Origin of the sequence: Paraburkholderia graminis (assembly GCF_003330785.1) — a bacterium.
GTDB classification, from domain to species: domain Bacteria; phylum Pseudomonadota; class Gammaproteobacteria; order Burkholderiales; family Burkholderiaceae; genus Paraburkholderia; species Paraburkholderia graminis.
In genome coordinates this window covers 195,875-217,468 of the sequence record NZ_CP024935.1, presented here as the reverse complement: position 1 = coordinate 217,468, position 21,594 = coordinate 195,875, and the positions used below count along the sequence as shown (strand labels likewise).

Here is a 21,594-nt window from a genome sequence, read left to right as displayed (position 1 = left end):
CAGATTGAAGCTGCTCAATGCCACTACTGACTTGCTGCTCTGTACCTCATGCGTCTTTCCATGCGCAGACATCGCCGGTGCGCAGTTGCGGCTGTCCAAGCACGAACGTTGCATTGGCCGGCGCCGGAACCTGCACCTGCTGCGCGCCGAAGTTGAACGCGAACGTCAAATCCGCACGACGCCGAATGCGCAAGCCTTCCGGCAGCAATTGCGTCGCAATGCCGGCTTCTTGCGCCGCCCGCTGCAATACCGCGCGATGCAATTCGTGCGAAAGCCAGGCCGCCACGTAACGAACGCGCCCATGAGTGAGAATGGCGGGCCACGTGTCCGCGAATTGCGCATCGACGCGCGTTTCGCTATTAGCGCGCACATGCTCGCGCCAATGCATTGCGATACCGTCGACACCATCAATAGAAACAGCGGGTGCGAGCGATGCACGCAGCGACTCGACTTCGAGCACTTGCATCGGCAGTACACGTTGCAGCGCGCCGGGCGGCAGTTGCTGTGGAATCGCAAACGCCTCGGTCTTTGAGCCGCTGCGCGGCCCGAATACCCATTGCGCCGAACCACGCTCGACTTGCGCGACCAACGCATCGTCGATCACGGCCAGACTCGGCACGACCACGAGCCGGTATGAGGAAAGATCGGCCTTACTCGAAACAATGTCCACGTCGAGCCCAAGTTCGCGCAGCGACTCGTAGTAGTCGAACACGAGCGTTTGATAATCGAAGCCCTTGCCGTGACGCTGAATCTCGAACATCCACTGCGTTTCGTAATCGAATACGATTGCAGTAGCCGCCTGTGTCGGAGCGTCCAGTCGTGCGAACTCCGGGATAGAAGCAATCTCACGCGCCGCCTGTTGCACTTCCAAACCACCGGGCGACAACTCATTGTTCGGCAGATTGAGGCCCGAATGCATCTGCTCCTGTGCATACGGGCACTGACGCCAACGGAAATACGACACCAGTTCAGCGCCGTGCGCGAACGCCTCGTAGGCCCAGAGTCTGACCATGCCTTTCGCGGGCACCGGATTCCACGGCGCCCAGTTCACCGGACCAGCCTGCTGCTCCATCACCCAGAAACGCCCGCGTCCGATTGCACGGTAACGGTCGTGATCGAATGCGGATACATCGGGATGCGCGGTGCGCGCGTAACGCGCTTTCTGCTCTTCAGGCAACGCAATCGATTCGGTGCGCGCAATCGGATAGCTGTCCCACGCGGCGACATCGAGTGAATCGTTTTCGGCGAAACGATAGTGATCGAACGTGGTGAAGAAGCCCATGAAGTTATGCAGTACATCGGCCGTAGGTGCATAACGGCGCAATACATCGACTTGCTCGCGATGAAAACTCGCCACCTCGTCGGACATGAAACGGCGAAAGTCGAGCAGATGAATCGGGTTCGCGTCCGTCGGCGTGAGATTCGGCAATTCGATTGCTTCGAACGACGCGTACTCCATGCTCCAGAACACGTTGCCCCATTCACGGTTGAGCGCATCGACCGTTTCATAGCGTCGACGCAGCCATGCGTGAAAGCGTGCTAAAGCAGCCGGCGAATAGCTCGGCACGGTTTCATGACAACCGAGTTCGTTATCGGTTTGCCACGCAATGATCGACGCATGCCGTCCGTAACGCTCCGCCATTGCACTGACAATACGCAAGCACTCTCGCCGATAAATCTCACTGCAAACATCGTAATGACGGCGGGAGCCGAAATTCCAGCGCGTGCCGTCGGCGCGTACAGGCAACACGTCCGGATGCGCGTCGATCAACCACTTCGGCGGCGACGCGGTAGGCGTGCCGAGCACGAGTTTCAGTCCGGCATTCGCGAGCGCGGCGACCGCTTCGTCGAGCCATTCCCATACGAATTCGCCCGCGCGCGGTTCCATCCGGCTCCACGCGAATTCAGCGATACGTACATGGGTGATGCCGAGTTCGACCATACGCTTCGCGTCGTCGGCCCACATCGTGCGCGGCCATTGTTCGGGGTAGTAGCAAACACCAAGTTGCATGTGAAAGTCTCTTTATGAGTGACGTCGAATAGCCGGTTAGCCCTTGCTTGCACCAAAAGTCAGGCCGGCGACGAAATGCTTTTGCATCGCGAAGAACATCAATACCGAAGGCAGCGCGGCAAGCACCGAGCCGGCCGCGACCAGATTCCATGCGGTCGTCCATTGCCCCTTGAGCGCGGCGACGCCGACAGTGATCGGCGCGGCTTCATCGCCTTGTGTGAGACATAGCGCCCAGAAGTAGTCGTTCCAGACGAACGTGAACACGAGAATGCCGAGTGCGGCGAGCGCGGGACGAATCAGGGGCAACACAATGCGCCAGTAGATCGCCCATTCGCTCGCGCCTTCCACTCGTGCGGCCTCGATCATTTCAAACGGCAACTGCTTGATGAAATTGCGCAGAAAGAGCGTGCAAAAGCCGGTCTGAAATGAAACGTGAAAGATCACGAGCGCCCATACGCTATTGAAGAGGCCGAACTTCAAGGCCATGTCGCGCACCGGAATCATCAGGATCTGGATCGGTACGAAATTGCCGGCGACGAAGCCGAACAGGATCACGGTATTGCCCGGGAAACGATAGGTGGCCAATGCAAAGCCCGCCATCGACGCCAGCACGATCGCACCGAGTACTGAAGGCACCGTAATGAGCACGCTGTTCGCGAAGTAATGCAGCATCGGCGTTTGCGTAAGCGCGGTGCCGTAGTTTTCGATCAGCGCAAAATGCTTGGGCCATGTCCAGTACTCGCCTTGCGAGAGTTCGTCGGAAGAACGAATCGACGTGACGAGTACAGCAAGCATCGGCAATAGCCAGATCAGCAATGCAATCGGCAAAGACGCTTTATATAGCCTGCGATTCAGGGGTTTCCAGCGTTGTACGGGAAGTGGATACATGACGCGTGACTCCGGTAATCAACGTTCTTCGCGCAGCATGCGGCGCAAATGGAACACGATGTAGACGAGCATGATGGCGAACAGCACGACGGCAATCGCCGCGGAATAGCCTTCGCGGTAGTACTTGATCGCCTGGTCGTACATGTAATAGGCGAGCACGGTTGAACTGTCGAAAGGACCGCCGCCGCTCATCACGGCAATCAGATCGAAGCTGCGCAGCGCGCCGATTACCGTCAACACCACCGCCATGAAAGTGGCGGGCCGCAATTGCGGCAAAATCACGTGCCACAAAAGACGCAATCCTTTTGCGCCTTCCATGCGCGCGGCCTCCACTACTTCCGGGTTAATGCCGGTGAGACCGGTGAGATACAGCACCATGCAAAACGGCGTTTGCGGCCACAACGCGGCGAAGATAATGCCGAACGTCACGGTCTTCGGATCGCCGAGCACAGGAATGCCGTGACCGACAATCAGTCGCAGCAGGCCGAAGCCTGGGTCGTAGAACCAGCTAAACACGAGACCGACTACCACGCCCGACAGCACGAACGGCGCGAAGAAAAGCGACTTCACGACACGCATGCCGCGAATGTGCTGATTCAGATAAAGCGCGAACAGCAGGCCGAGCGGCGGGGCCAGCAGAAATAGCGCGAGCCATAGCAAGTTGTTCTTTAGCGCCGTATAGAAGGTATCCGCGTGGAATAACTCGACGTAGTTGTCGAAGCCGGCGAAGGTCTTCGGCGTCATGCCGTCCCAGTGATAAAAGCTGAGCGAGATGCTGCTGATAATCGGATAAATCACGCATAGACAGAACAACGCGCAGCCCGGCAACAGGAACAGCAATGCGGCGCGATGCTGATGACGGCGCGTCGTGGAGACGTGACGATGCTGGGCCGCGGGTAGGCGGCGCGCTGCGGAATGAGACATGGATCGAGCCTCGTCGAAAGTCGAAGGCGTACGCCGGCGCCGCATGGCGCCGGTGCGGTGGACTTACTTCTTGTAGATACGCTTGCGCGTCGTTTCGAGGCGCGTGAGTATCGCGTCGAGTTGCGACGGATCGCTGTAGAACTGCTGCATCGCTTTCATGCCCTCGTCGGCCATTTCTTTTTGCATGTCGCGATCGTAGAACTGTGCAATGCCGCCTTTCGTATTCGCGAGCGTCTGAAAGCCAACTTTGGAAATTGGGTCTTCCGGCTCCGCTGCCTGACTATTCGAAGGCAACTGGCCCCAGCCGCGCGCGAGATCCGCATTGATCTGCGGCTGCTCCATGAAGGCGAGCAGTTTGCGTGCGTCGGTCTTGTTCTTCGCTTTTGCCGGAATCAAAAGTACATTGACGGGACCGTCTTCGGCCATTGGCACATTGGCGTCGATCACGGGGAAGCGGAAAAAGCCCGTTTGCGGCTTCACGGATGCGGGAATGCTCGCCGAGAAGAATGTGCCCATCAACATCATCGAGGCTTTGCCGCTCACGAGAAACGGTGCAATGGAATCGAGATCATAGGAGAGTGCGTTGTCGATGTAGTAGTGATCGTCGATCAACGTTTTCCACGCGGTGTAGACCTTTTTCACGCGCGCGTCCGTGTACGGAATCTCGCCCGCCATCAGCTTCTGATGAAACTCGTTGCCGTTGATGCGCAAATCCAGATAGTCGAACCATGCGGCGAGTGTCCAGCTATCGCGAGCAGCAACTGCAATAGGCGCGACGCCACTCGCCTTCAGCTTCTTGCAGGCATCGAGAAATTCATCCCATGTCTTGGGCTCGCTTTTAATGCCCGCCTTCTCGAACAGATCCTTGCGATAGAAGAAGCCATACGCGTCATAGCCGAGCGGCGCCGCGTACTGCTTGCCCTTATAGGTCGATGCTTCCTTCACCGACGCATATTGCTGGGACCAGCCGTTCTTGTTCCAGTCCGGCGTGAGATCTTCCAGCAGGCCGCGCTGCGCGTAATAGGCCATGCGCTCGCCGTCATGCCAGGACACGACATCGGGCGGATCGGTCGCGAGCCAGCCGCCCATCTGCACCTTGTACGCTTCCTCGGTGATGTAGGTCACTTTCAGATCGACATCGGGATTGGCTTTCTTGAACTTGTCGAACGCGTCCTGCCATGTCGAGCGCTGATTGCCGCGCGCCGACACATTGACGGTGAGCGTAGCGGCGTCGGCTGTCACGTAGCCGAGCGTGCCGGCAACGAGCGCGGCTGCAACCGACACGCGCGCTAGACGGCGAAGGCGTAGAGCAATCATCTTTTGTCTCCTTGACTACCTTGTTGGCTGGCAGCGATTCACTGCCAACGTGGTGAACCGCTCTATGGCGGCATCCTGCTTTAAAAATCGACTACTGCTATGGCTTGCGGTAATGCATGAATCGCGGCCTGTTCACGCGGCAATGCGCTCAGGGTCGAACGTGCTACGGCGCAGCGCGATACCTTGCGCGTCGAACAGATGACACGCCTGAGGCGGCACGTGAACGCGAATGCGCTCGCCGGAACCGATCGGCGTATCGCCCGGCGCCTTCGCGACAAGCGAGCCGCCTGCATGATCCGCGTGAATGTAGCTGTGTTCGCCGAGTCGTTCCGACAAAACGGTTGCGCACTCAATGAACTGCTCGTTGCCATCGAGACGCAGATGCTCGGGGCGCACGCCAAGCGTGACCGGCTGGCCGCGCTGCAGGCGACGGCCATCCACGTAAGCGGTCAACTGCTCGTCTTGTCGAGCGAGTGTCACCGACACTTTGCCTGGTTCTATCGAGTCGACGACACCGTCGATAAAGTTCATCCGCGGCGAGCCGATAAAGCCCGCGACGAACCGCGAATTCGGGTGGTGGTACAACTCGAGCGGCGCGCCGCTTTGCGCGATGCTGCCGAAGCGCTCGGCATCCGCGCCCGCATGCAGCAGCACGATTCTGTCCGCGAGGGTCATCGCTTCGACCTGATCGTGCGTGACGTACACGACGCTCGCGTCCGCAAACCGCTGATGCAGGCGCGCAATCTCAACACGCGTTTGCCCACGCAATGCGGCGTCGAGATTGGACAGCGGTTCGTCGAAGAGAAAGACGCCCGGCTCGCGCACGATCGCGCGGCCAATCGCAACGCGCTGACGCTGGCCGCCGGACAGCGCTTTCGGATAGCGGTCAAGCAAGCTGTCGAGTTGCAGAATGCGCGCAGCTTCGCGGACCTTGCTGTCGATCACGCTCTTCGGCTGCTTCGCGAGCTTGAGACCGAACGCCATGTTGTCGAACACCGTCATGTGCGGGAACAGCGCGTAGCTCTGGAACACCATCGCCACTCCGCGGCCGGCTGCGGGCACGTCGTTCATCAGACGGCCGCCGATGCGCAGCTCGCCCGCGCTGAGATCCTCGAGACCCGCGATCATGCGCAGCAACGTCGACTTCCCGCAGCCCGACGGGCCGAGAAACACGCAGAACTCGTGCTGCGCGACTTCCAGGTTGACGCGCCGGATCACCGGCGCGTGGTCGCCGTATGCCTTCTCCACGTCGGTTAAACGAATCGTAGCCATCTTGTCTCCTCTTCATTTAACCGCTTAAATCGCGCGAAAAAATAGTTCGCCGGGTCTTGCGCAGGCGGCATTTAATCGCTTAAATTCGAGGTCGAGCGGGAAAGCCATTTGACTGTCTCCTTGTTCACCGCGGTTAGTGTGGAAGGCGGCGCTGCGGGTTATCGAAGTTGTGTTTTCCAGCAAGTTATCAACGTCGCTCGCTGCTTGCAACATTTGAAGCGCGCTCCCTGAATTTGGGATAAACGAGAAAATGGTCACCCTGTCCGAAGTCGCGAAGCGCGCGCACGTCACTGCCGCGACGGTCTCCAACGTGTTGCGCAACCGCGAGAAGGTGCGTCCGGAAACAGCGGAGCGCGTGCTGAAGGCCATCGAGGATCTCGGCTACCGGCCGAATCTGAACGCGCGCGCGTTGGCCGAGGGCCGCTCGTCGACACTCGCGTTGATGCTGTCGAATATCTCGAACCCGTTCTACCCCGAGTTCGTGCTGGCCGCCGAACGCGCGGCGCGCAAAGCCGGCCATTTCCTGATGGTCTGCAATACCGACGACGACGCCGAGATAGGCCGCGCGTATCTGAACCAGATCGCGGGCACGCTGGCGGACGGCGTGCTCGTCATGAACACGGACATCGCGATCAACGACTTGTGCGCGTCGGCCACGCATAGCGCGCCGATCCTGCTGGCGATGTGGGAGCACCCCGAGACGCCGCCCGCGCTGCCGTGCATTGCCGTGGATTTCGCGCGCGCCGGCGAACTCGCCGCGCAGCATTTGCTGGAACTGGGCCATCGCGAAGTCGGGCTGCTGGTCGGCGACGGTTGCGGCGGCTTGCAGGACGCGCGCTCCAATGGTTTTCGCGCGACGATGCGCGCCGCCGGCGTCGAAGCGGACACGGCCGCGGTACTGCAGGTGCGCGACTCGATCGACGCCGGCTACACCGCGTGCATGCAGTTGATGGCCGTGCGGCCGTTCGTCACCGCGATCTTCGCGACCAACGACCTGCTCGCGATCGGCGCGGCGCAGGCCTTGATCACGCTCGGGCGCGCGGTGCCCGACGACGTGTCGGTTATCGGCATCACCGACATTCAACTCGCGCATCAGGTGCACCCCGCGCTGACCACCGTCGCGATCCAAACGGCGCAGATCGCGGAGTTGTCGATCAACAGTTTGATCCGCCTGATCCAGACACCCGCGCGGCAACCGTCGATGGTGCTCGGCCCGCCGCCTCAACTCGTCGTGCGCGCGTCGACAGGACCGCGCCGCAGCCGCTGATTGCAGCGCCCCTTGCAGCGCTCTTTGCAACGCTCGCCTCCAACGGCGGGCAACGCATTCAGCAGAAAATGCTGTAGCGGCTCGAAAAAAACCATACGCACACCGTGGGCCGCTTTTTGAGGCGATTCATTGATCGCGCGACACGCGTAGCATCGATCTATCGCATCGCCGTGCATGACCGCATGCATGCCGCCGCGCCGCCCGGCGCAATGGCGAAAAACGCACGCCCGATTCCGTCAAAAGGCCACCAAGGAGCAACGCAATGTCTCTCGCATTGACGCGCAATGAACTGATCCGTCCGCTGAATTTTATCGACGGCAAATGGATCGCCGCCGCGAACGGCGCGCGCTTTCCCGTCACGAATCCGGCGACGGGCGAGACGATCGTCGAGGTCGCGAACAGCAGTGCCGCGGATGCGCGCGCCGCCACCGACGCCGCCGCTCGCGCGCTGCCCGCGTGGCGCGACACGCTGCCGCGCGAGCGCGCGGAGATTCTGCGCCGCTGGCATGCGCTGATCGTCGCGAACACCGAAGATCTCGCGAAGCTGATGTCGACGGAACAAGGCAAGCCGCTCGCGGAAAGCCGCGGCGAAGTCGCTTACGGCGCGTCGTACGTCGCGTGGTTCGCCGACGAAGCCACGCGCATTTACGGCGACATCATTCCGCAGCAGCAGCGCGGCAAGCGCATGAGCGCGGTGAAGGAGCCGATCGGCATCGTGGCCGCCATCACGCCGTGGAATTTCCCGCTCGCGATGATCGCGCGCAAGATCGCGCCCGCGCTCGCGGCCGGTTGCACGGTGATTGCCAAGCCCGCCGAAGACACGCCGCTGACCGCGCTTGCACTCGCCGCGCTCGCGCAGGAAGCCGGCGTGCCCGACGGCGTGCTGAACATGCTGTCGGCTTCGCGCGAACAAGGCATTGAAGCCGTGGCCGACTGGCTCGCCGATGCCCGCGTGCGCAAGATTACATTCACCGGTTCGACACCGGTCGGCAAGCATCTTGCGCGCGAGTCCGCGGCCACGTTGAAGAAGTTGTCGCTCGAACTGGGCGGCAACGCGCCCTTCATCGTATTCGACGATGCGGACCTCGACGCGGCCGTCGCGGGACTGATGGCCGCCAAGTTTCGCAACGGCGGACAGACCTGCGTATGCCCGAATCGCGTCTACGTGCAGGCCGGCGTTTATGAACGTTTCGCCGATCTGCTCGCCAAACGCGTCGGGGCGCTGAAGGTTGCGCCTGCAACGGACGAGGGCGCGCAAATCGGCCCGATGATCAACGAGCGCGCGATCGACAAAATCGCGCGTCACGTAGAAGATGCCGTAAAACAAGGGGCAAACGTGTTGACGGGCGGCAAGCGCCTGACCGAGCTGGGCCCGAATTACTATGCGCCCACGGTGCTGACCAACGCGCAGGACGACATGCTGGTGTGCTGCGAAGAGACCTTTGGACCGGTCGCACCGCTGTTCCGCTTCAACGACGAAGCCGAAGCCATCCGTCTCGCAAACGACACGCCGTTCGGTCTTGCCGCTTACTTCTATACGCAGGACGTGCGGCGCATCAACCGCGTGGCCGCCCGGCTCGAAGCAGGCGTGATCGGCATCAACGAGGGCGCGGTGTCGAGCGAAGCCGCGCCGTTCGGCGGCGTGAAGGAATCGGGCTATGGCCGCGAAGGCTCGAAGTACGGACTCGACGATTATCTGTCGATCAAGTACCTGTGTCAGGGCAGCCTCGATTGATAGACCTCGATTAATAAGCCTCGCGTAATGCGTCAGCCGGTGGCCGACTGCGCGATACGCGTCTCGGAGATCGCGCGAACGTCGATGCGGCGCGGCAAGATCGCGTCGCGGTTCGCACTGTCGGCCACTTTCTGAAGCGCGGCGATATCGGCGTCGCTGACGAAATGCTGCTTGAGCGACGCGCGGCGCGTGATGGTTCTCGCCGCATCGAGCGGAGAGCGCGTCAGCGTTGCATAGATCTGCGCGTAGGCGTCCGGGTTCGCAAGCGCCCACTCGCCCGCGCGTTGCAGTCTCAACAGAACGTCGGCGATTGCCGCGCGCTTGCGCGTGTCGGCAAGCGACGCGCCCGATGCCGTGATAAAGCCAAGTCCGCTATTGATGCCCGTGCCGTCGCGCAAGATGCGCGCGCCGCGTTGCACGGCGATGCCGTAGTACGGATCGAACGTCGCCCATGCTTCGATCGAGCCTGACGCGAACGCCGCAAACCCATCCACCGGCAAGATGAAGCGCACGGTCACGTCGTCTTTCGACAAGCCTGCTTCAGCAAGCGCGCCGTATAGCTGGAATTGCGAAATGCTGCCGCGCGCCGACGAAACGAACACGGTACGCCCTTTCAGTTGCGCGACGCTGCGTATCGTCGAATCCGGCGCGATCAGAATGCCGAGTTGTGCGCCGGAGCCCACGCGCGTCGCTACGATTTTCAACGTGGGGTCGCCGACCGCTGCGGCGAGCACGGGCAAATCACCTGCGGGCGCGAGATCGACGGCGCCCGCGCGTTGCGCTTCGAAGAGCGGCGCCGCGCCCTGAAAATTAGCCCATCGATACGCATACGGCGCACCGTCGAGCACCTTGGCGGCCTCCACAAGCGCACGCGTACCGCCGGCCTGGTCGCCGAGTACGAGCGTGGTCGACGCGAAATCCGCGGCCTGCGCAGAATGCGATTGAAAGAGGCTCGCCGCGGCGAATGCGGGCGCGGCGCCGAGCAGCTTGAGTGCGCGCCGCCGCGTTGAAAACGATGTGGGAACAGACACTGCGATAAGCCCTCGCGTTCGGTAGATGCGTCAGCGTACCGAGCCGCGAGAGCCAAGGGAATGAAGCGATTTTTATAACGTTATCTAGCGACGCTCTTTAGCGTCGACGGACGCGCCACGCGCGCCGATTGCGTTAATGATCGTCGTCGTCGCGCTCGGCTTCGCACACATGCTCATCGTGACCGCGCCCTTTGCCCGCCACAGCGCCCGTCAGTTTTTGCGCGACGTAGGCCGGCAGTTCGCTCGCGTCCCATGCGAAGACGAAGAACTGATTCGGATTGGCAATGCCCGCCGGATGATTCGAATCGGTGACCGTGCCGATAAAGTCGTTGTCGTTAGCGATAAAAAGCGTGTGCTTCTTGACGCCGCCGACCACGACGTCCGGCCCAAATGCGAGCCCTTCGAGCTTCGCGGGAATGTCGTTCGCGTTGTAACCGTGCGCGGTCAGTTGCGCGACGACATCGAGGAACAGCGTTTTTTGCACCGCATACGGCGCGAGCCCGGCTTGCCCGCTCGTGTTGCTCACGTCCTGCGCGCTCGCCAGATCGATATGGAAAACACGCTTGAAAACAGCGGTCGAATTGTCGCCGAGACCCTTGCCGTCACGCTCGTCCACCAGCAGTTCATGATCGTTCACGGCGACCACGTCGCTGATTGTCGGATACTTCGGTTTCGCGCTCGTGCCGATGTTCGTGAGCGGATACGCGAACTGCGTGGTTTTACCGCTGCGCACGTCGATCCTCACGATGCGCGTGAACGCGCCGTCCGTGCCGCCGTCCTGAATCAACGGGCTTTGCATCGCGCCGAACAGCGTCTTGCCGTCGGGCGAAATGGCGAGACCTTCCATGCCTTTGTTCGCGACGCGCCCCGTCGTGTTCTGCGCAATTTCATTGCTGCCGGTCGGGCTCAGCGTGGACACCGCAAACGTGTCGGGCAGCGTGTAGGTGTCGATGCGCCGGCCACTGCGCCGATCGAAACGATAGACATACGGACCGTACTCATCGGAGATGAACACGCTCTCGCCGTCATTGCTCACGCGCACGCTTTCGGGATCGAAGCGCGCGTCGCGGTCGTTGGTGGAGAGACGCGTGGGATCGAAATTATCCGAACGGCCCGTGAAGTAGTACGTGTGGTTACGGCTGTTGAGCGCGGGTGCGCCATTGGGCACGCCCGCGGCGGCGCCCGTGCCATAGACCAGTTTGTCCGACGTATGCAGGAGCGTCGTGGCGATCAGCTTCGGCGTGAGCGAATACGGCAAGGCGGAGCCCGCTGCGTTGTGCTGCAGACGCAGGCGCAAGGTCTGGAAACGGTTGATGTACGACGCCGTGTCGTCGATGGCCGCGTTATACGACACCGCGTTCGGCCCGCGATCGGGCACCGCGACGAACGTATGGCAGCCCGCGTACGCAATGCCCGAACCGAGGCCGCCGAGCAGATTGCCCGCCACGCCGTTCTCCAGCGGCGCCGCCGTTTCCTTCGACAAGTCGCCGGTGAGGCCGCTCAACTGACCGACCGCAATGAGGTCGACCGCGGCGTGTGCGGCCGTCGCGAATAGAAGCGACGAAGCGATTGCCGTCAGTGCAAACAGTCTTGAACGAGACACGATGTCATCCTTAATGGAATGCTTGTTGTAGACGTGTCTGGCGCCGGGCCTCATCCAGAAACTTGCCGGCATGGATGTTCGCAAAACGAGAGGAATAGCCGGCGCGCAGCCGTTGGCCGAGGGATGGCCGTCGGCAATATTGCGCGACGCATGTGACGCACCTGTGACGCAACGGTGACGCAGCAGTGACCGCATGTGTTGTATGTGCGTGCTGCAGTCCACATGCAAAACCGCCAGCATGTCGCCATGAATGCCGCTTTCGGCTAGCTGCGTTTCAGGCTTGCAACGAATCGGTCCGAAGCGAGCCGAAAAAACCGCCGCAAATTAACGGCAGCATTCGCTTTCGGCTCACCTGGGTTAAATCCCTAAGTCTGGGTTTGAAGTCATGCCCATAGCCGACGAGCGCCATATTCCGCAGCGGCAACGATGATCTGCCGATGATGCAGTTCTGAGCCAAGTCGGTCAAATTTCCGCGGGCTGTCATTCGAAAGAAGGCGCTTGTCGGGCTACAAGTCCGATGGCTCCGTGAACCTGACGACGCTGGCCTACTCCTTGCCTTTACCTTTTCACGCAGCCGGCGACATGACACATGACCAGGTCTATGCCGTCGGGGGCTTCTCCGATACATGCCCGCCAACGGCACGGAGAAGAACAATCCGGCTGCGAAAGAAGAAAACAAGGAGTAGTGGAAGATGCACTCTTTCATTCGGATTCAAACGCGGTTGCAAACGCGGTTGCAGACGCGCTTGCGGTACGCAGTGCGTTTTGCGCAGCGCCTGATGGCGCTGCATGCCGAAGCGTTCTTCGACGCGATGTTCCCCGCTCTGGCTTGCCGCCAGCTCATCCCGCTGCGTGTCACGCAGCACCATCCTTTGCACACGAATCCCAGCGAGCCGCTTATGGCTCCTGCCCAGCCGCGCTCTCACGGGGCGTCCGCGCGCCATTTCCTGTAGCACCCTGTAGTCAAGCAGCACGCAGTACCCACCGTCGTCATCCGATGACAATTAAGTTAGCCATCCTAAGGGAGATAAACCATGAAATCCATCATCAACAGCACGAAAGCATTCATTCGCGACGAAGACGGCGTGACCGCCATCGAGTACGGCCTGATGGCCGCCCTGATTGCAACGGCAATTCTCGCCGGCTACACCACGCTCGCCAATGCAGTCAGCGCCAAGTTCACCGCAATCGCGGGGAAGCTGGCTTAACCCCGAGCGATGCGACAGACGACTTGGGCCTGCCTGCCCGTCTGTCGCATCACGGCTTTTTGCAACACGCTGCAGCGCTCAACACGCCGTGGCAAGTTCAAATGGAGAGTAATGATGCAATCGTTCATCAACAGCACTGGTGCATTCATTCGCGATGAAGGCGGCGTGACCGCCATCGAGTACGGCCTGATGGCCGCACTGATCGCGACGGCAATCCTCGCAGGGTACTCGACCCTCGCGACGGCGGTCAGCGACAAATTCACTGCTATCGCTGGGCACGTGACCTCAGGAACCTGAGAGGAACGGCGGGCGAACCGCCACGCTGGTTCGCCCGCCGCATCCGCGCTTGTCCTGACCGCTGCCCGCACCAACGAGGCCTTGTCATGCTCATTGCCGCAACTGCACCACTACCGCCGATCATTCCGTGCGTCATTGCACTGGTGATCGCTGCCGCGAGTACAGACATCCAGTGCCGCCGCATTCCCAACGTACTGGTCGGCGCCGGTCTGCTCGGCGCGCTGCTTGTGCAGTGCTGGCTGCAAGGATTCGCGGGCGGCGTTGTGGCATGGCTCGCGGGCGCTGTCGTCGGACTGCTTCTGTTCCTGCCGCTCTATCTGCTGCGCGGAATGGCTGCGGGAGACGTCAAGCTGCTCGCGATGGTAGGCGCATGGATCGGACCCCTACTGGTTTTTGAGGCCGCACTGGCGACATGTCTGATTGGTGGCGTGTGGCTGCTGGCACTGACTGCGCGACGCCGACAGTTCAAGAAGGCGCTGGGGAACGTGTTGAGCCTGGTCCATCCGGCGATGCGCGGCGGCGGCGCCGCTTCAATCGAGTCGGTCGGATCCGTGCCGTACGGAGTCGCGATTGCGACAGGAACCGTAGTCGTGCTGCTCGCGACGGCGGCACAGCTATAGAACGAAACGTAGAACAAAACGCACAACGAAAGTAAGCCGGCCACATGCGATCCGGCTATCAGAATCACATACCGTGCCGCACCGAAATCGGTGGCGCTGCACCCGGGGAGCGACAGATGGACCAGCACAGCACACAGCAGTCCAAGGCAGAGGGCACGACACGCCTCGATGATTCTGCCGCAACGGGCGCCGACCGGGCGCAAACGCCGGCACTTCAGCTACGCGCGCCGCGCACTGTCGCAGACACCGGCCTGCCCGCGCTTTTCATCGCGCATCTGCTACTCAAATCGATTCTGCAGAACGGCAAATCGTCGCTGGGCGATCTCATCGCAAGACACTGCCTGACGGCCGCGGTGCTCGACGAAACCATCGGCTTTCTCGTGCGCGAACACCTCGTCGAGATCGCGCATCGCGGCGCGGCCGATGTCGATATGCATCTGCGCCTCACCGAAGGCGGCCGCGAACTCGCCGCTCACGAAGCGCGCCGCTCGACGTATTGCGGCCCCGCACCGGTCTCGCTCGAAGCGTATATGAGCGTGATCGGCGCGTACTCGGTGAAGCGCATCCACGTCGCGCAATCGGACGTGCGCGCGGCCTTCGCAGACTTCATCGGCGATATGTCGCTGCTCGATTCGGCAGTGGCCGCGTTGAATGCCGGGCGGCCCGTCATGCTGTACGGCCCGGCGGGCAGCGGCAAAACCTATCTCGCCGAACGCCTCGGCAGCTTGCTGCGAGGCGCGGTGCCCGTGCCTTACGCGCTTTATGTCGCCGGCGACGTGATCCAGTTGCACGACCCGCTGATTCACAAGGACGCGGAACCCGGCGCGCTGCCCGCCGCGACGGATCGACGCTGGCGCGTGTGCGAACGGCCTATGGTGATGTCCGGCGGCGAACTGACCTTGGCGATGCTCGATCTTCAGTACAACGCCAACAGCGGCTTCTATCAGGCGCCGCCGCATATGAAGGCCAACATGGGCCTCTATGTCGTCGACGACCTCGGCCGTCAGCGCGTCGCGCCAGGCGAACTGCTCAACCGCTGGATCACGCCGCTCGACCGCGGCGTCGATCAGTTCGCGCTGCAATCCGGCGCGCGCTTCGTGAGCGCATTCGACGTGTGGCCCGTCTTCTCGACCAACCTCACGCCCGCCGAACTGAACGACAACGCGTTCCTGCGCAGGCTCGGCTCGAAGATCCATATCGGCGCGCTCAGCGCTGAAGACTATCGACGCCTCTTCGAAACGCAATGCGCGGCGCTCGGTATCGAGATCGCGCCCGGCGCATTCGAGTATCTGCTGCATCAATTGCATCTGCGCAATCGCACGCCGTTTCTCGCGTGTTATCCGGCGGACCTGCTCGGCGTACTGCGCTCGTTCGCGCTGTATCACGGCGACGTGCCGGCCGTCACCGAGTATCAGCTGACGCATGCATGGCACAGCTACTTCGGCAGCGCGCCGGAGCTTGACCAGACGTATTCCTCACACAGCGGGCAATCCGACAAACGATTTGCCGGCGCTTGATCCGCAGCCGCCTAGCACCTGAAAGGAGTTTCACCATGAAAACCAGTCGCGCAATTGTGATGTTAGGGATGGCCTTGCTCGCGGGGCTCGCCGCTGTCGGCTTCGCGTCGCGATGGCTGTTGCAGACGTCGTCGTCGGCTCTGACGCCCGTTGCCGTCGCGACCGCCGAGGTGAGCCTCGGCCAGGCGCTCAATTCGACCATGATCCGCACGGTGAACTGGCCCACCGCGAGCGTGCCGCCCGGCGCGTTCAAGGACCCGAAGGCGCTGGATGGACGCGTCGTGCGCGCGAGCCTCGAACCGGGCGAACCGGTGATCGAGTCGAAGCTCGCACCGCAAGGCACGAAGGGCGGGCTGTCGGCGGTTATCGGCGAAGGCAAGCGCGCGATCACGGTACGCGTGAACGATGTTGTCGGCGTGGCGGGTTTTGCGCTGCCGGGCAACTACGTCGACGTGATCGTCAACACTCAGGAACCCGAAGCAAAGACGGCCGATCCGCAGCAAAGCATTTCGAAGATCGTCCTCGAAAAGATCCTGGTGCTAGCGGTTGCGCAGCAAGTTAGCCGCGACGACACGCAGCCGAAAGTGGTCAACGCGGTCACGCTCGAAGTCACGCCGGACCAGGCGGAAAAGCTCGACCTCGCGCGCAGCGTCGGCAGCCTGTCGCTCGTGCTGCGCAATCAGATCGACGACCGCGCATTGCCCACCGGCGGCGCGACCAAGTTCACGCTGCTCGGCAAGCCCGCTGCACCCGCCTCGGCACCGATTGTCGCGGCGGCACCCACACGCGTGAAATACACGGCGCGGCCGGCGCCGAAGCGCGACTGCGTCGGCGTACTGTCGGGCACGCAAGGTAGTCAGGAATGCTTTTAATTACACACACCATCACGCGATGCGGCAGCGTCTGACGCACGACGGTTCGCTCGCAGCGGGCTACGGGGAGACACGGAAATGAAATCGAATCGGATAAAGATCAAGCAGGGTAGCGCGATGCGCACGGCGTTGCTGACCACAACGGTATGCGCATCCCTGCTCGCCGCGCACGGCGTACAGGCGCAGGAAGCGGTAGAGAACGCGAGGGCCGGCGCGGCGCCCATGCCGCACGGTCCCGTGCAAATGACCATCAGCATGAATGCCGCGCCGGCTCAGCCCTCGAGCGCCATGCAAAACGCCGCAGCGCGCGGCCCGGCATGCACACGCACGCAGAGCGAACAGAGCACGGTGGTGGTCCCCGTTGGCAAGTCCACGCTGATGCAAACCGCCGAACCCGTGCGCAACCGTACGCTCGGCAATCCGCTGATTGCGCAGGCAACCATGGTCTCGCCGAAAACACTCTACGTGGTCGGAATGGCCGTGGGCACCACCAACATGATCGTGCAAGGCAAGAGCGGCGCGTGCGAAGTCATCAACGTGGTGGTGAACGCGGACGCCGGCGGCCTGCAAACTTCGTTATCGCAACTGATGCCCGATGAGCCGAACATCCGCGTGTCGACGGTCGCCGGCGATCTCGTGCTGGCCGGCCGTGTATCGAGCGCGCAGGCCGCGGCCCAGGCGCAGGAAATCGCCAAGGCGTATGCGCGCACCACACTGCCAAACCCGAACGGCGCTGCAAACGGAAACGGAAACGGCAACGGCAAAAGCGCGACCGTGCTGAACATGATGAGCGTCGACTCGCCGCAACAGGTGATGCTCGAAGTGAAGGTCGCCGAAGTCTCGAAGACGGTCCTCAACCAGTTGGGCGCGGCGATGAACATCCAGGGCGGCTTCGGCTCGTGGAGCGGGGCGCTCATCAGCAGCCTGCTCGCGGGCGTGTCGAGCATCGTCGATGTGAACAAGGCGAACAACCGTCCGTTCAATGTGGCGATAGACGCCCAGCACGGCGACAACCTCGTGAAGATTCTCGCCGAGCCGAATCTCGTCACGCTGAGCGGACAGGAAGCGACGTTCCTCGCGGGCGGCAAGGTGTTCATTCCGATTCCGCAGAGCAACCTGAACGGCGTGTCGACCATCATCCTGCAGGAAGAGGAATTCGGCGTCGGCCTGAAGTTCACGCCGACCGTGCTCGCGGGCGGCCGCATCAACCTGAAGGTCGCGCCGGAAGTGTCGGAGCTGTCGTCGACCGGCGTCACGGTCGGCGCGACCAACACCAACAACCTCACGGTGCTGCCGCTCATCACCACGCGCCGCGCATCGACCACAGTGCAGATGAACGACGGCGAGACCTTCGCGATTGGCGGCCTCATCAAGAGCAACGCGGCGGGCACGCTGAAGGCAATACCGGGTGTCGGCGAAGTGCCGGTGCTGGGCGCGCTCTTCAGAAGCACGTCGTATCAGCAGGACCGCACGGAGCTCGTGTTCATCATCACGCCGCATCTCGTGAAGCCGCTGCAAACGGCGTCGAATCTGCCGCTGCCCACGGACCATCTGAAGACGCCTAACGAAGCGGACGTCTACCTGATGGGCAACATGGAAGGCCGCGATCCGGCCGGCAGCAAAAAGCCCGCGCCGCCGATGCCTGCCCCGGCGCCCTCGCCCGCAATGGCTCCCGCACCGTCGCAACCGCAGGCTCCGGCCACGCCGAGCGCCGCTGAACCGCCCGTCTCCGCGATGGTGCCGACGCCCGCTGCAAGCGCCGCGCCGCTGCCCGAGCCGCGAGCCGTCACGCCCGCGGATACGGGCAAGCCCAACGACAAGCCCGCCGGCAACGCCACCGATAACGCCACCGCTCGCGCCGCACAAATAGAAGCACGAGCCGCGCAGATCGCCGCACGCGAAGCGCCGCCATCCGACAAACCGCGCTCGCCGTCCGCACGCGCTCACAACTAATGCACTCCTCGGGAGAACGTCATGACCAATCGCATCCTCTTCTTCTCGCGCTGGGCTGCACTGCTTGTGCCGGCGTGCCTCGCGCTCAACGGCTGCATGTCGACGACGCCGAACTTCGACCGGCACTTCGGCGAATCCGTGAAGAGCTTCACGGCGGCGCAGATCATCGATCCCGACGCGGCGACCAAGAATCCGTCGACGCAGGGTGTCGACGGTAAAGCCGCCGTCGGCGCCATGTCGAACTACAACGCGTCGTTCAAGGCGCCGCCCGCAACCGCTAACGCCTTCGTGATCGGCGTGGGCGGCAGCGGAGCCGGCGGCGCGGGCGGAGGCGCGGCGATGCCGCCGCCTGCGAACGGCGAATAGCCAACGTGGGCGACGCGACGGCGCGAGCCGTCGCAAGACCAACCCCGCAACGATTCCGCGGATGACAACATCATGATCAATATCCTCATCAACTCCGAGCACGCGGGCCGAATGTCCGAGATCGTTCGGCTCCTGACGGACTGCGGCAATTGCACGACGACTCGCACGCAAGGCGCGCCTTCCGCGCTGCTCGAGCGGGGCGACAGTCTCGATGCGTTCGATGTCCTGATCATCGACGCGTCGTCGCCCGAACGCGCCGGGCTCGATTCGGTCAACGCGCTCGTGCATCGCTATCCGCGCCTCACGTGTTTGCTGTTGTTGCCGCAAACATCGCCCGACACGCTGATCGCCGCGATGCGCGCCGGCATCCGCGACGTGCTGAACTGGCCGCTCGACGCACGCGCGCTCGGCGCCGCCGTGCAGCGCGCGATGGCTCCGCATGCCGGCGACGCACGCCACGAAACGCATATGGTGTCGTTCATTTCGTGCAAGGGCGGCGCTGGCACGAGCCTGATCGCGGCCAACGTCGGCCACGCGATCGCGACGCTGCACGGCAAGCGCGTGCTGCTCGTCGATCTGAACCCGATGTTCGCGGACGCCGCGTTTCTCGTCAGCGATCAGGAACCGCCGTCAACGTTGCCGCAGATGTGCGCGCAGATCGAGCGCATCGACGCCGCGTTTCTCGATGCATCGCTCACGCACGTCACATCGGGTTTTCATGTGCTCGCGGGCGCGGGCGATCCGTTGAAGGCGCTCGAGATTCATGAAGAGCAACTGGAATGGATTCTCGGCGTCGCGGCGCCGCGCTACGACGTCGTGCTGTTCGATCTGGGGCAAAGCATCAATGCATTGTCGATCGTCGCGCTCGATCGCAGCGCGGAGATTCACATGGTGCTGCAGGCGAGCATGCCGTATGTGCGCGCGGCGCGCCGTCTGCAGGACATGCTGGTGTCGCTCGCGTATTCGCCGGAACGGCTGCGTCTCTTGCTGAACCGGCATCGCCGTCACGACGAGCGGGCCGCGAGCGCGCTCGAACAGGTGCTCGGCAAGCGCCCTTCGCATGTGATCGCCGACGACCCGCACGCGGCGAGCGAAGCCGTGAATCTCGGCGAACCGTTGTTGAAGGTCGCGCGCAACAGCGCGCTCTCGCGCGGCGTGCAAGCGCTCGCGCAAAGCATCGTCAATCAGTCGACGGGCGTCGTGCCGCAGAAGAAACAGGGCGAGCCACTGCTCGGCCGGCTATTCGGCCGCTCGGCCACGCAGCGCCAGTCGGCGGCGTCATAACGTCAGCGAGGAGAATTTCATGTCACTACGCGAACAGATGTCGTCACAGGCGGTGCATGCGCTGCCCGACCGCCAGTCAGGCATGCGCGCGCCGTCAGGTCTCGCGCGCGCCGCCTACCAGACGCTCAAGCGCAAGGTTCACGAGGCCGTGCTCGACCGCGTCGAACTCGAACGTCTCGCGCGGCTGCCCGCCGAACAGGTTCGCCAGGAAATCGGCGGACTGATCGCGCGCATCCTCGAAGAAGACAAGGCGCCAGTCAACGATCTTGAACGTAGGCAACTGACCACCGACATTCACGACGAGATGTTCGGCTTCGGTCCGCTCGAAGCGCTGCTGCGCGACCCGACCGTGTCGGACATTCTCGTCAACACGCATCGCACGACTTACGTCGAACGGCGCGGCCGTCTCGAGTTGACGGACGTGACCTTTTACGACGACGCGCATCTGATGAAGGTGATCGAGAAGATCGTCTCGCGCGTCGGACGGCGCATCGACGAGTCGAGTCCGATGGTCGATGCGCGGCTGCCTGACGGCTCGCGCGTCAATGCGATCATTCCGCCCTCGGCCGTGGATGGACCGTTGATGTCGATCCGGCGTTTCGCCGTGAATCCGCTGCAAATGAGCGACCTGGTCGCGTCGCAAAGCCTCACGCCGCCGATGGCCGAACTGCTCGACGCGCTCACGCGCGCGAAGGTCAACGTGCTCGTTTCGGGCGGCACCGGCAGCGGCAAGACCACGTTGCTGAACATCCTGTCGGGTTTCATTCCGGAGGGCGAGCGCGTGGTGACCATCGAGGACGCGGCCGAACTGCAACTGCGCCAGCACCATGTGCTGCGCCTCGAAACGCGGCCGCCGAATGTCGAAGGACGCGGCGAAGTCACGCAACGCACGCTTGTGCGCAACGCGCTGCGCATGCGCCCCGATCGCATCATCCTCGGCGAGGTGCGCGGCGCCGAAGCGCTCGACATGCTCAACGCGATGAACACCGGCCACGAAGGCTCGCTCGCGACGATTCACGCGAACACGCCGCGCGACGCGTTGACGCGCCTTGAAAACATGATCAGCCTCGCCGGCCTGTCGTTGCCGCCGAAGAATCTGCGCCAGCAGATTTCGTCGGCGATCTCGGTGGTCGTGCAGGTCGCCCGCCTGACTGACGGACGCCGCAAGGTCGTCAGCATTCAGGAATTGACCGGCATGGAAGGCGAGATGGTGAACATGCAGGAGATCTTCACGTTCAAGCGAACCGGCGTCGATCAGAACGGCGCGGTGCGCGGCCACTTCTGCGCGACCGGCGTGAGACCGAAATTCACCGAGCGGCTGCAGGCGTTCGGCATCGTGCTGCCCGATCAGCTATACGACCCGAACCGGCACTTCGACACCGCATGACGCCGGCCGCCGGCGGCACGCCGCTCACTTTTCCGAGGCTTC

The 21,594-nt window shown here is 62.6% G+C and carries 20 protein-coding genes; 11 read left to right on the top strand and 9 right to left on the bottom strand.

Annotated features, from left to right (window positions below; translation table 11 throughout):
* Positions 1–46 precede the first annotated feature (46 nt).
* From CUJ91_RS19180 to CUJ91_RS34635, 6 genes are all read right to left on the bottom strand, one after another.
* Positions 47–2,011 carry a beta-galactosidase gene (locus tag CUJ91_RS19180; RefSeq protein ID WP_114156874.1) on the bottom strand — a complete coding sequence of 655 codons (1,965 nt, stop codon included), beginning with the start codon at positions 2,009–2,011 and terminating at the stop codon, positions 47–49.
* Between the two features lie 36 nt (positions 2,012–2,047).
* On the bottom strand, positions 2,048–2,899 hold the full coding sequence (locus CUJ91_RS19175; RefSeq protein ID WP_006049111.1) for a carbohydrate ABC transporter permease: 852 nt from the start codon (positions 2,897–2,899) through the stop codon (positions 2,048–2,050).
* 18 nt (positions 2,900–2,917) lie between these two features.
* Entirely contained in the window at positions 2,918–3,823 is a 906-nt protein-coding gene (locus CUJ91_RS19170) for a carbohydrate ABC transporter permease (RefSeq protein WP_053859594.1), read from the bottom strand.
* A gap of 63 nt (positions 3,824–3,886) precedes the next feature.
* Positions 3,887–5,140: an ABC transporter substrate-binding protein gene (locus CUJ91_RS19165; protein ID WP_114156873.1), complete on the bottom strand. Its 1,254-nt coding sequence runs from the start codon at positions 5,138–5,140 to the stop codon at positions 3,887–3,889.
* Between the two features lie 132 nt (positions 5,141–5,272).
* Positions 5,273–6,412 (bottom strand): ABC transporter ATP-binding protein, encoded by a 1,140-nt coding sequence (locus tag CUJ91_RS19160; RefSeq protein WP_114156872.1) that lies wholly within the window; start codon positions 6,410–6,412, stop codon positions 5,273–5,275.
* 24 nt (positions 6,413–6,436) lie between these two features.
* Positions 6,437–6,625, bottom strand: a complete 189-nt coding sequence (locus CUJ91_RS34635) for a hypothetical protein (RefSeq protein WP_006049107.1) — start codon at positions 6,623–6,625, stop codon at positions 6,437–6,439.
* 37 nt (positions 6,626–6,662) lie between these two features.
* On the opposite strand from CUJ91_RS34635, the gene CUJ91_RS19155 reads away from it, so the two are divergent.
* Positions 6,663–7,679, top strand: coding sequence for a LacI family DNA-binding transcriptional regulator (locus tag CUJ91_RS19155; RefSeq protein WP_114156871.1), 1,017 nt, complete (start codon positions 6,663–6,665; stop codon positions 7,677–7,679).
* Between the two features lie 262 nt (positions 7,680–7,941).
* On the top strand, positions 7,942–9,414 hold the full coding sequence (locus tag CUJ91_RS19150; protein ID WP_114156870.1) for an NAD-dependent succinate-semialdehyde dehydrogenase: 1,473 nt from the start codon (positions 7,942–7,944) through the stop codon (positions 9,412–9,414).
* 32 nt (positions 9,415–9,446) lie between these two features.
* Here CUJ91_RS19150 and CUJ91_RS19145 read toward each other — a convergent pair whose 3' ends face one another.
* From CUJ91_RS19145 to CUJ91_RS34175, 3 genes are all read right to left on the bottom strand, one after another.
* The gene (locus tag CUJ91_RS19145; protein WP_114156869.1) at positions 9,447–10,451 is read right to left on the bottom strand and encodes an ABC transporter substrate-binding protein; all 1,005 of its coding nucleotides are present in this window, start codon (positions 10,449–10,451) and stop codon (positions 9,447–9,449) included.
* A 127-nt stretch (positions 10,452–10,578) separates the two neighbouring features.
* A complete protein-coding gene (locus CUJ91_RS19140; protein WP_114157994.1) occupies positions 10,579–12,048 on the bottom strand; it encodes an esterase-like activity of phytase family protein in 1,470 nt (489 codons plus the stop codon).
* Between the two features lie 599 nt (positions 12,049–12,647).
* Positions 12,648–12,917 (bottom strand): hypothetical protein, encoded by a 270-nt coding sequence (locus CUJ91_RS34175; RefSeq protein ID WP_161966587.1) that lies wholly within the window; start codon positions 12,915–12,917, stop codon positions 12,648–12,650.
* A gap of 165 nt (positions 12,918–13,082) precedes the next feature.
* Between CUJ91_RS34175 and CUJ91_RS19130 the strand changes: the two genes are divergently transcribed.
* The 9 genes from CUJ91_RS19130 (at position 13,083) to CUJ91_RS19090 (ending at position 21,552) form a co-directional block, all read left to right on the top strand.
* Entirely contained in the window at positions 13,083–13,256 is a 174-nt protein-coding gene (locus CUJ91_RS19130) for a Flp family type IVb pilin (RefSeq protein WP_006049101.1), read from the top strand.
* Between the two features lie 114 nt (positions 13,257–13,370).
* Entirely contained in the window at positions 13,371–13,553 is a 183-nt protein-coding gene (locus CUJ91_RS19125; RefSeq protein WP_114157993.1) for a Flp family type IVb pilin, read from the top strand.
* 86 nt (positions 13,554–13,639) lie between these two features.
* Positions 13,640–14,173, top strand: coding sequence for an A24 family peptidase (locus CUJ91_RS19120; protein ID WP_114156868.1), 534 nt, complete (start codon positions 13,640–13,642; stop codon positions 14,171–14,173).
* A gap of 116 nt (positions 14,174–14,289) precedes the next feature.
* Positions 14,290–15,690: an ATPase gene (locus tag CUJ91_RS19115; RefSeq protein ID WP_053859598.1), complete on the top strand. Its 1,401-nt coding sequence runs from the start codon at positions 14,290–14,292 to the stop codon at positions 15,688–15,690.
* A gap of 35 nt (positions 15,691–15,725) precedes the next feature.
* Complete coding sequence (gene cpaB / locus CUJ91_RS19110; protein ID WP_114156867.1) at positions 15,726–16,562, top strand: Flp pilus assembly protein CpaB; 837 nt, start codon at positions 15,726–15,728, stop codon at positions 16,560–16,562.
* Between the two features lie 78 nt (positions 16,563–16,640).
* A complete protein-coding gene (locus tag CUJ91_RS19105; RefSeq protein WP_114156866.1) occupies positions 16,641–18,515 on the top strand; it encodes a type II and III secretion system protein family protein in 1,875 nt (624 codons plus the stop codon).
* Positions 18,516–18,536: 21 nt separating this feature from the next.
* Positions 18,537–18,881: a hypothetical protein gene (locus CUJ91_RS19100; protein WP_114156865.1), complete on the top strand. Its 345-nt coding sequence runs from the start codon at positions 18,537–18,539 to the stop codon at positions 18,879–18,881.
* 72 nt (positions 18,882–18,953) lie between these two features.
* Positions 18,954–20,165, top strand: coding sequence for a CpaE/TadZ family protein (locus tag CUJ91_RS19095; RefSeq protein ID WP_053859601.1), 1,212 nt, complete (start codon positions 18,954–18,956; stop codon positions 20,163–20,165).
* Positions 20,166–20,184: 19 nt separating this feature from the next.
* Entirely contained in the window at positions 20,185–21,552 is a 1,368-nt protein-coding gene (locus CUJ91_RS19090) for a TadA family conjugal transfer-associated ATPase (RefSeq protein ID WP_107710753.1), read from the top strand.
* The last annotated feature ends 42 nt before the right edge of the window (positions 21,553–21,594 follow it).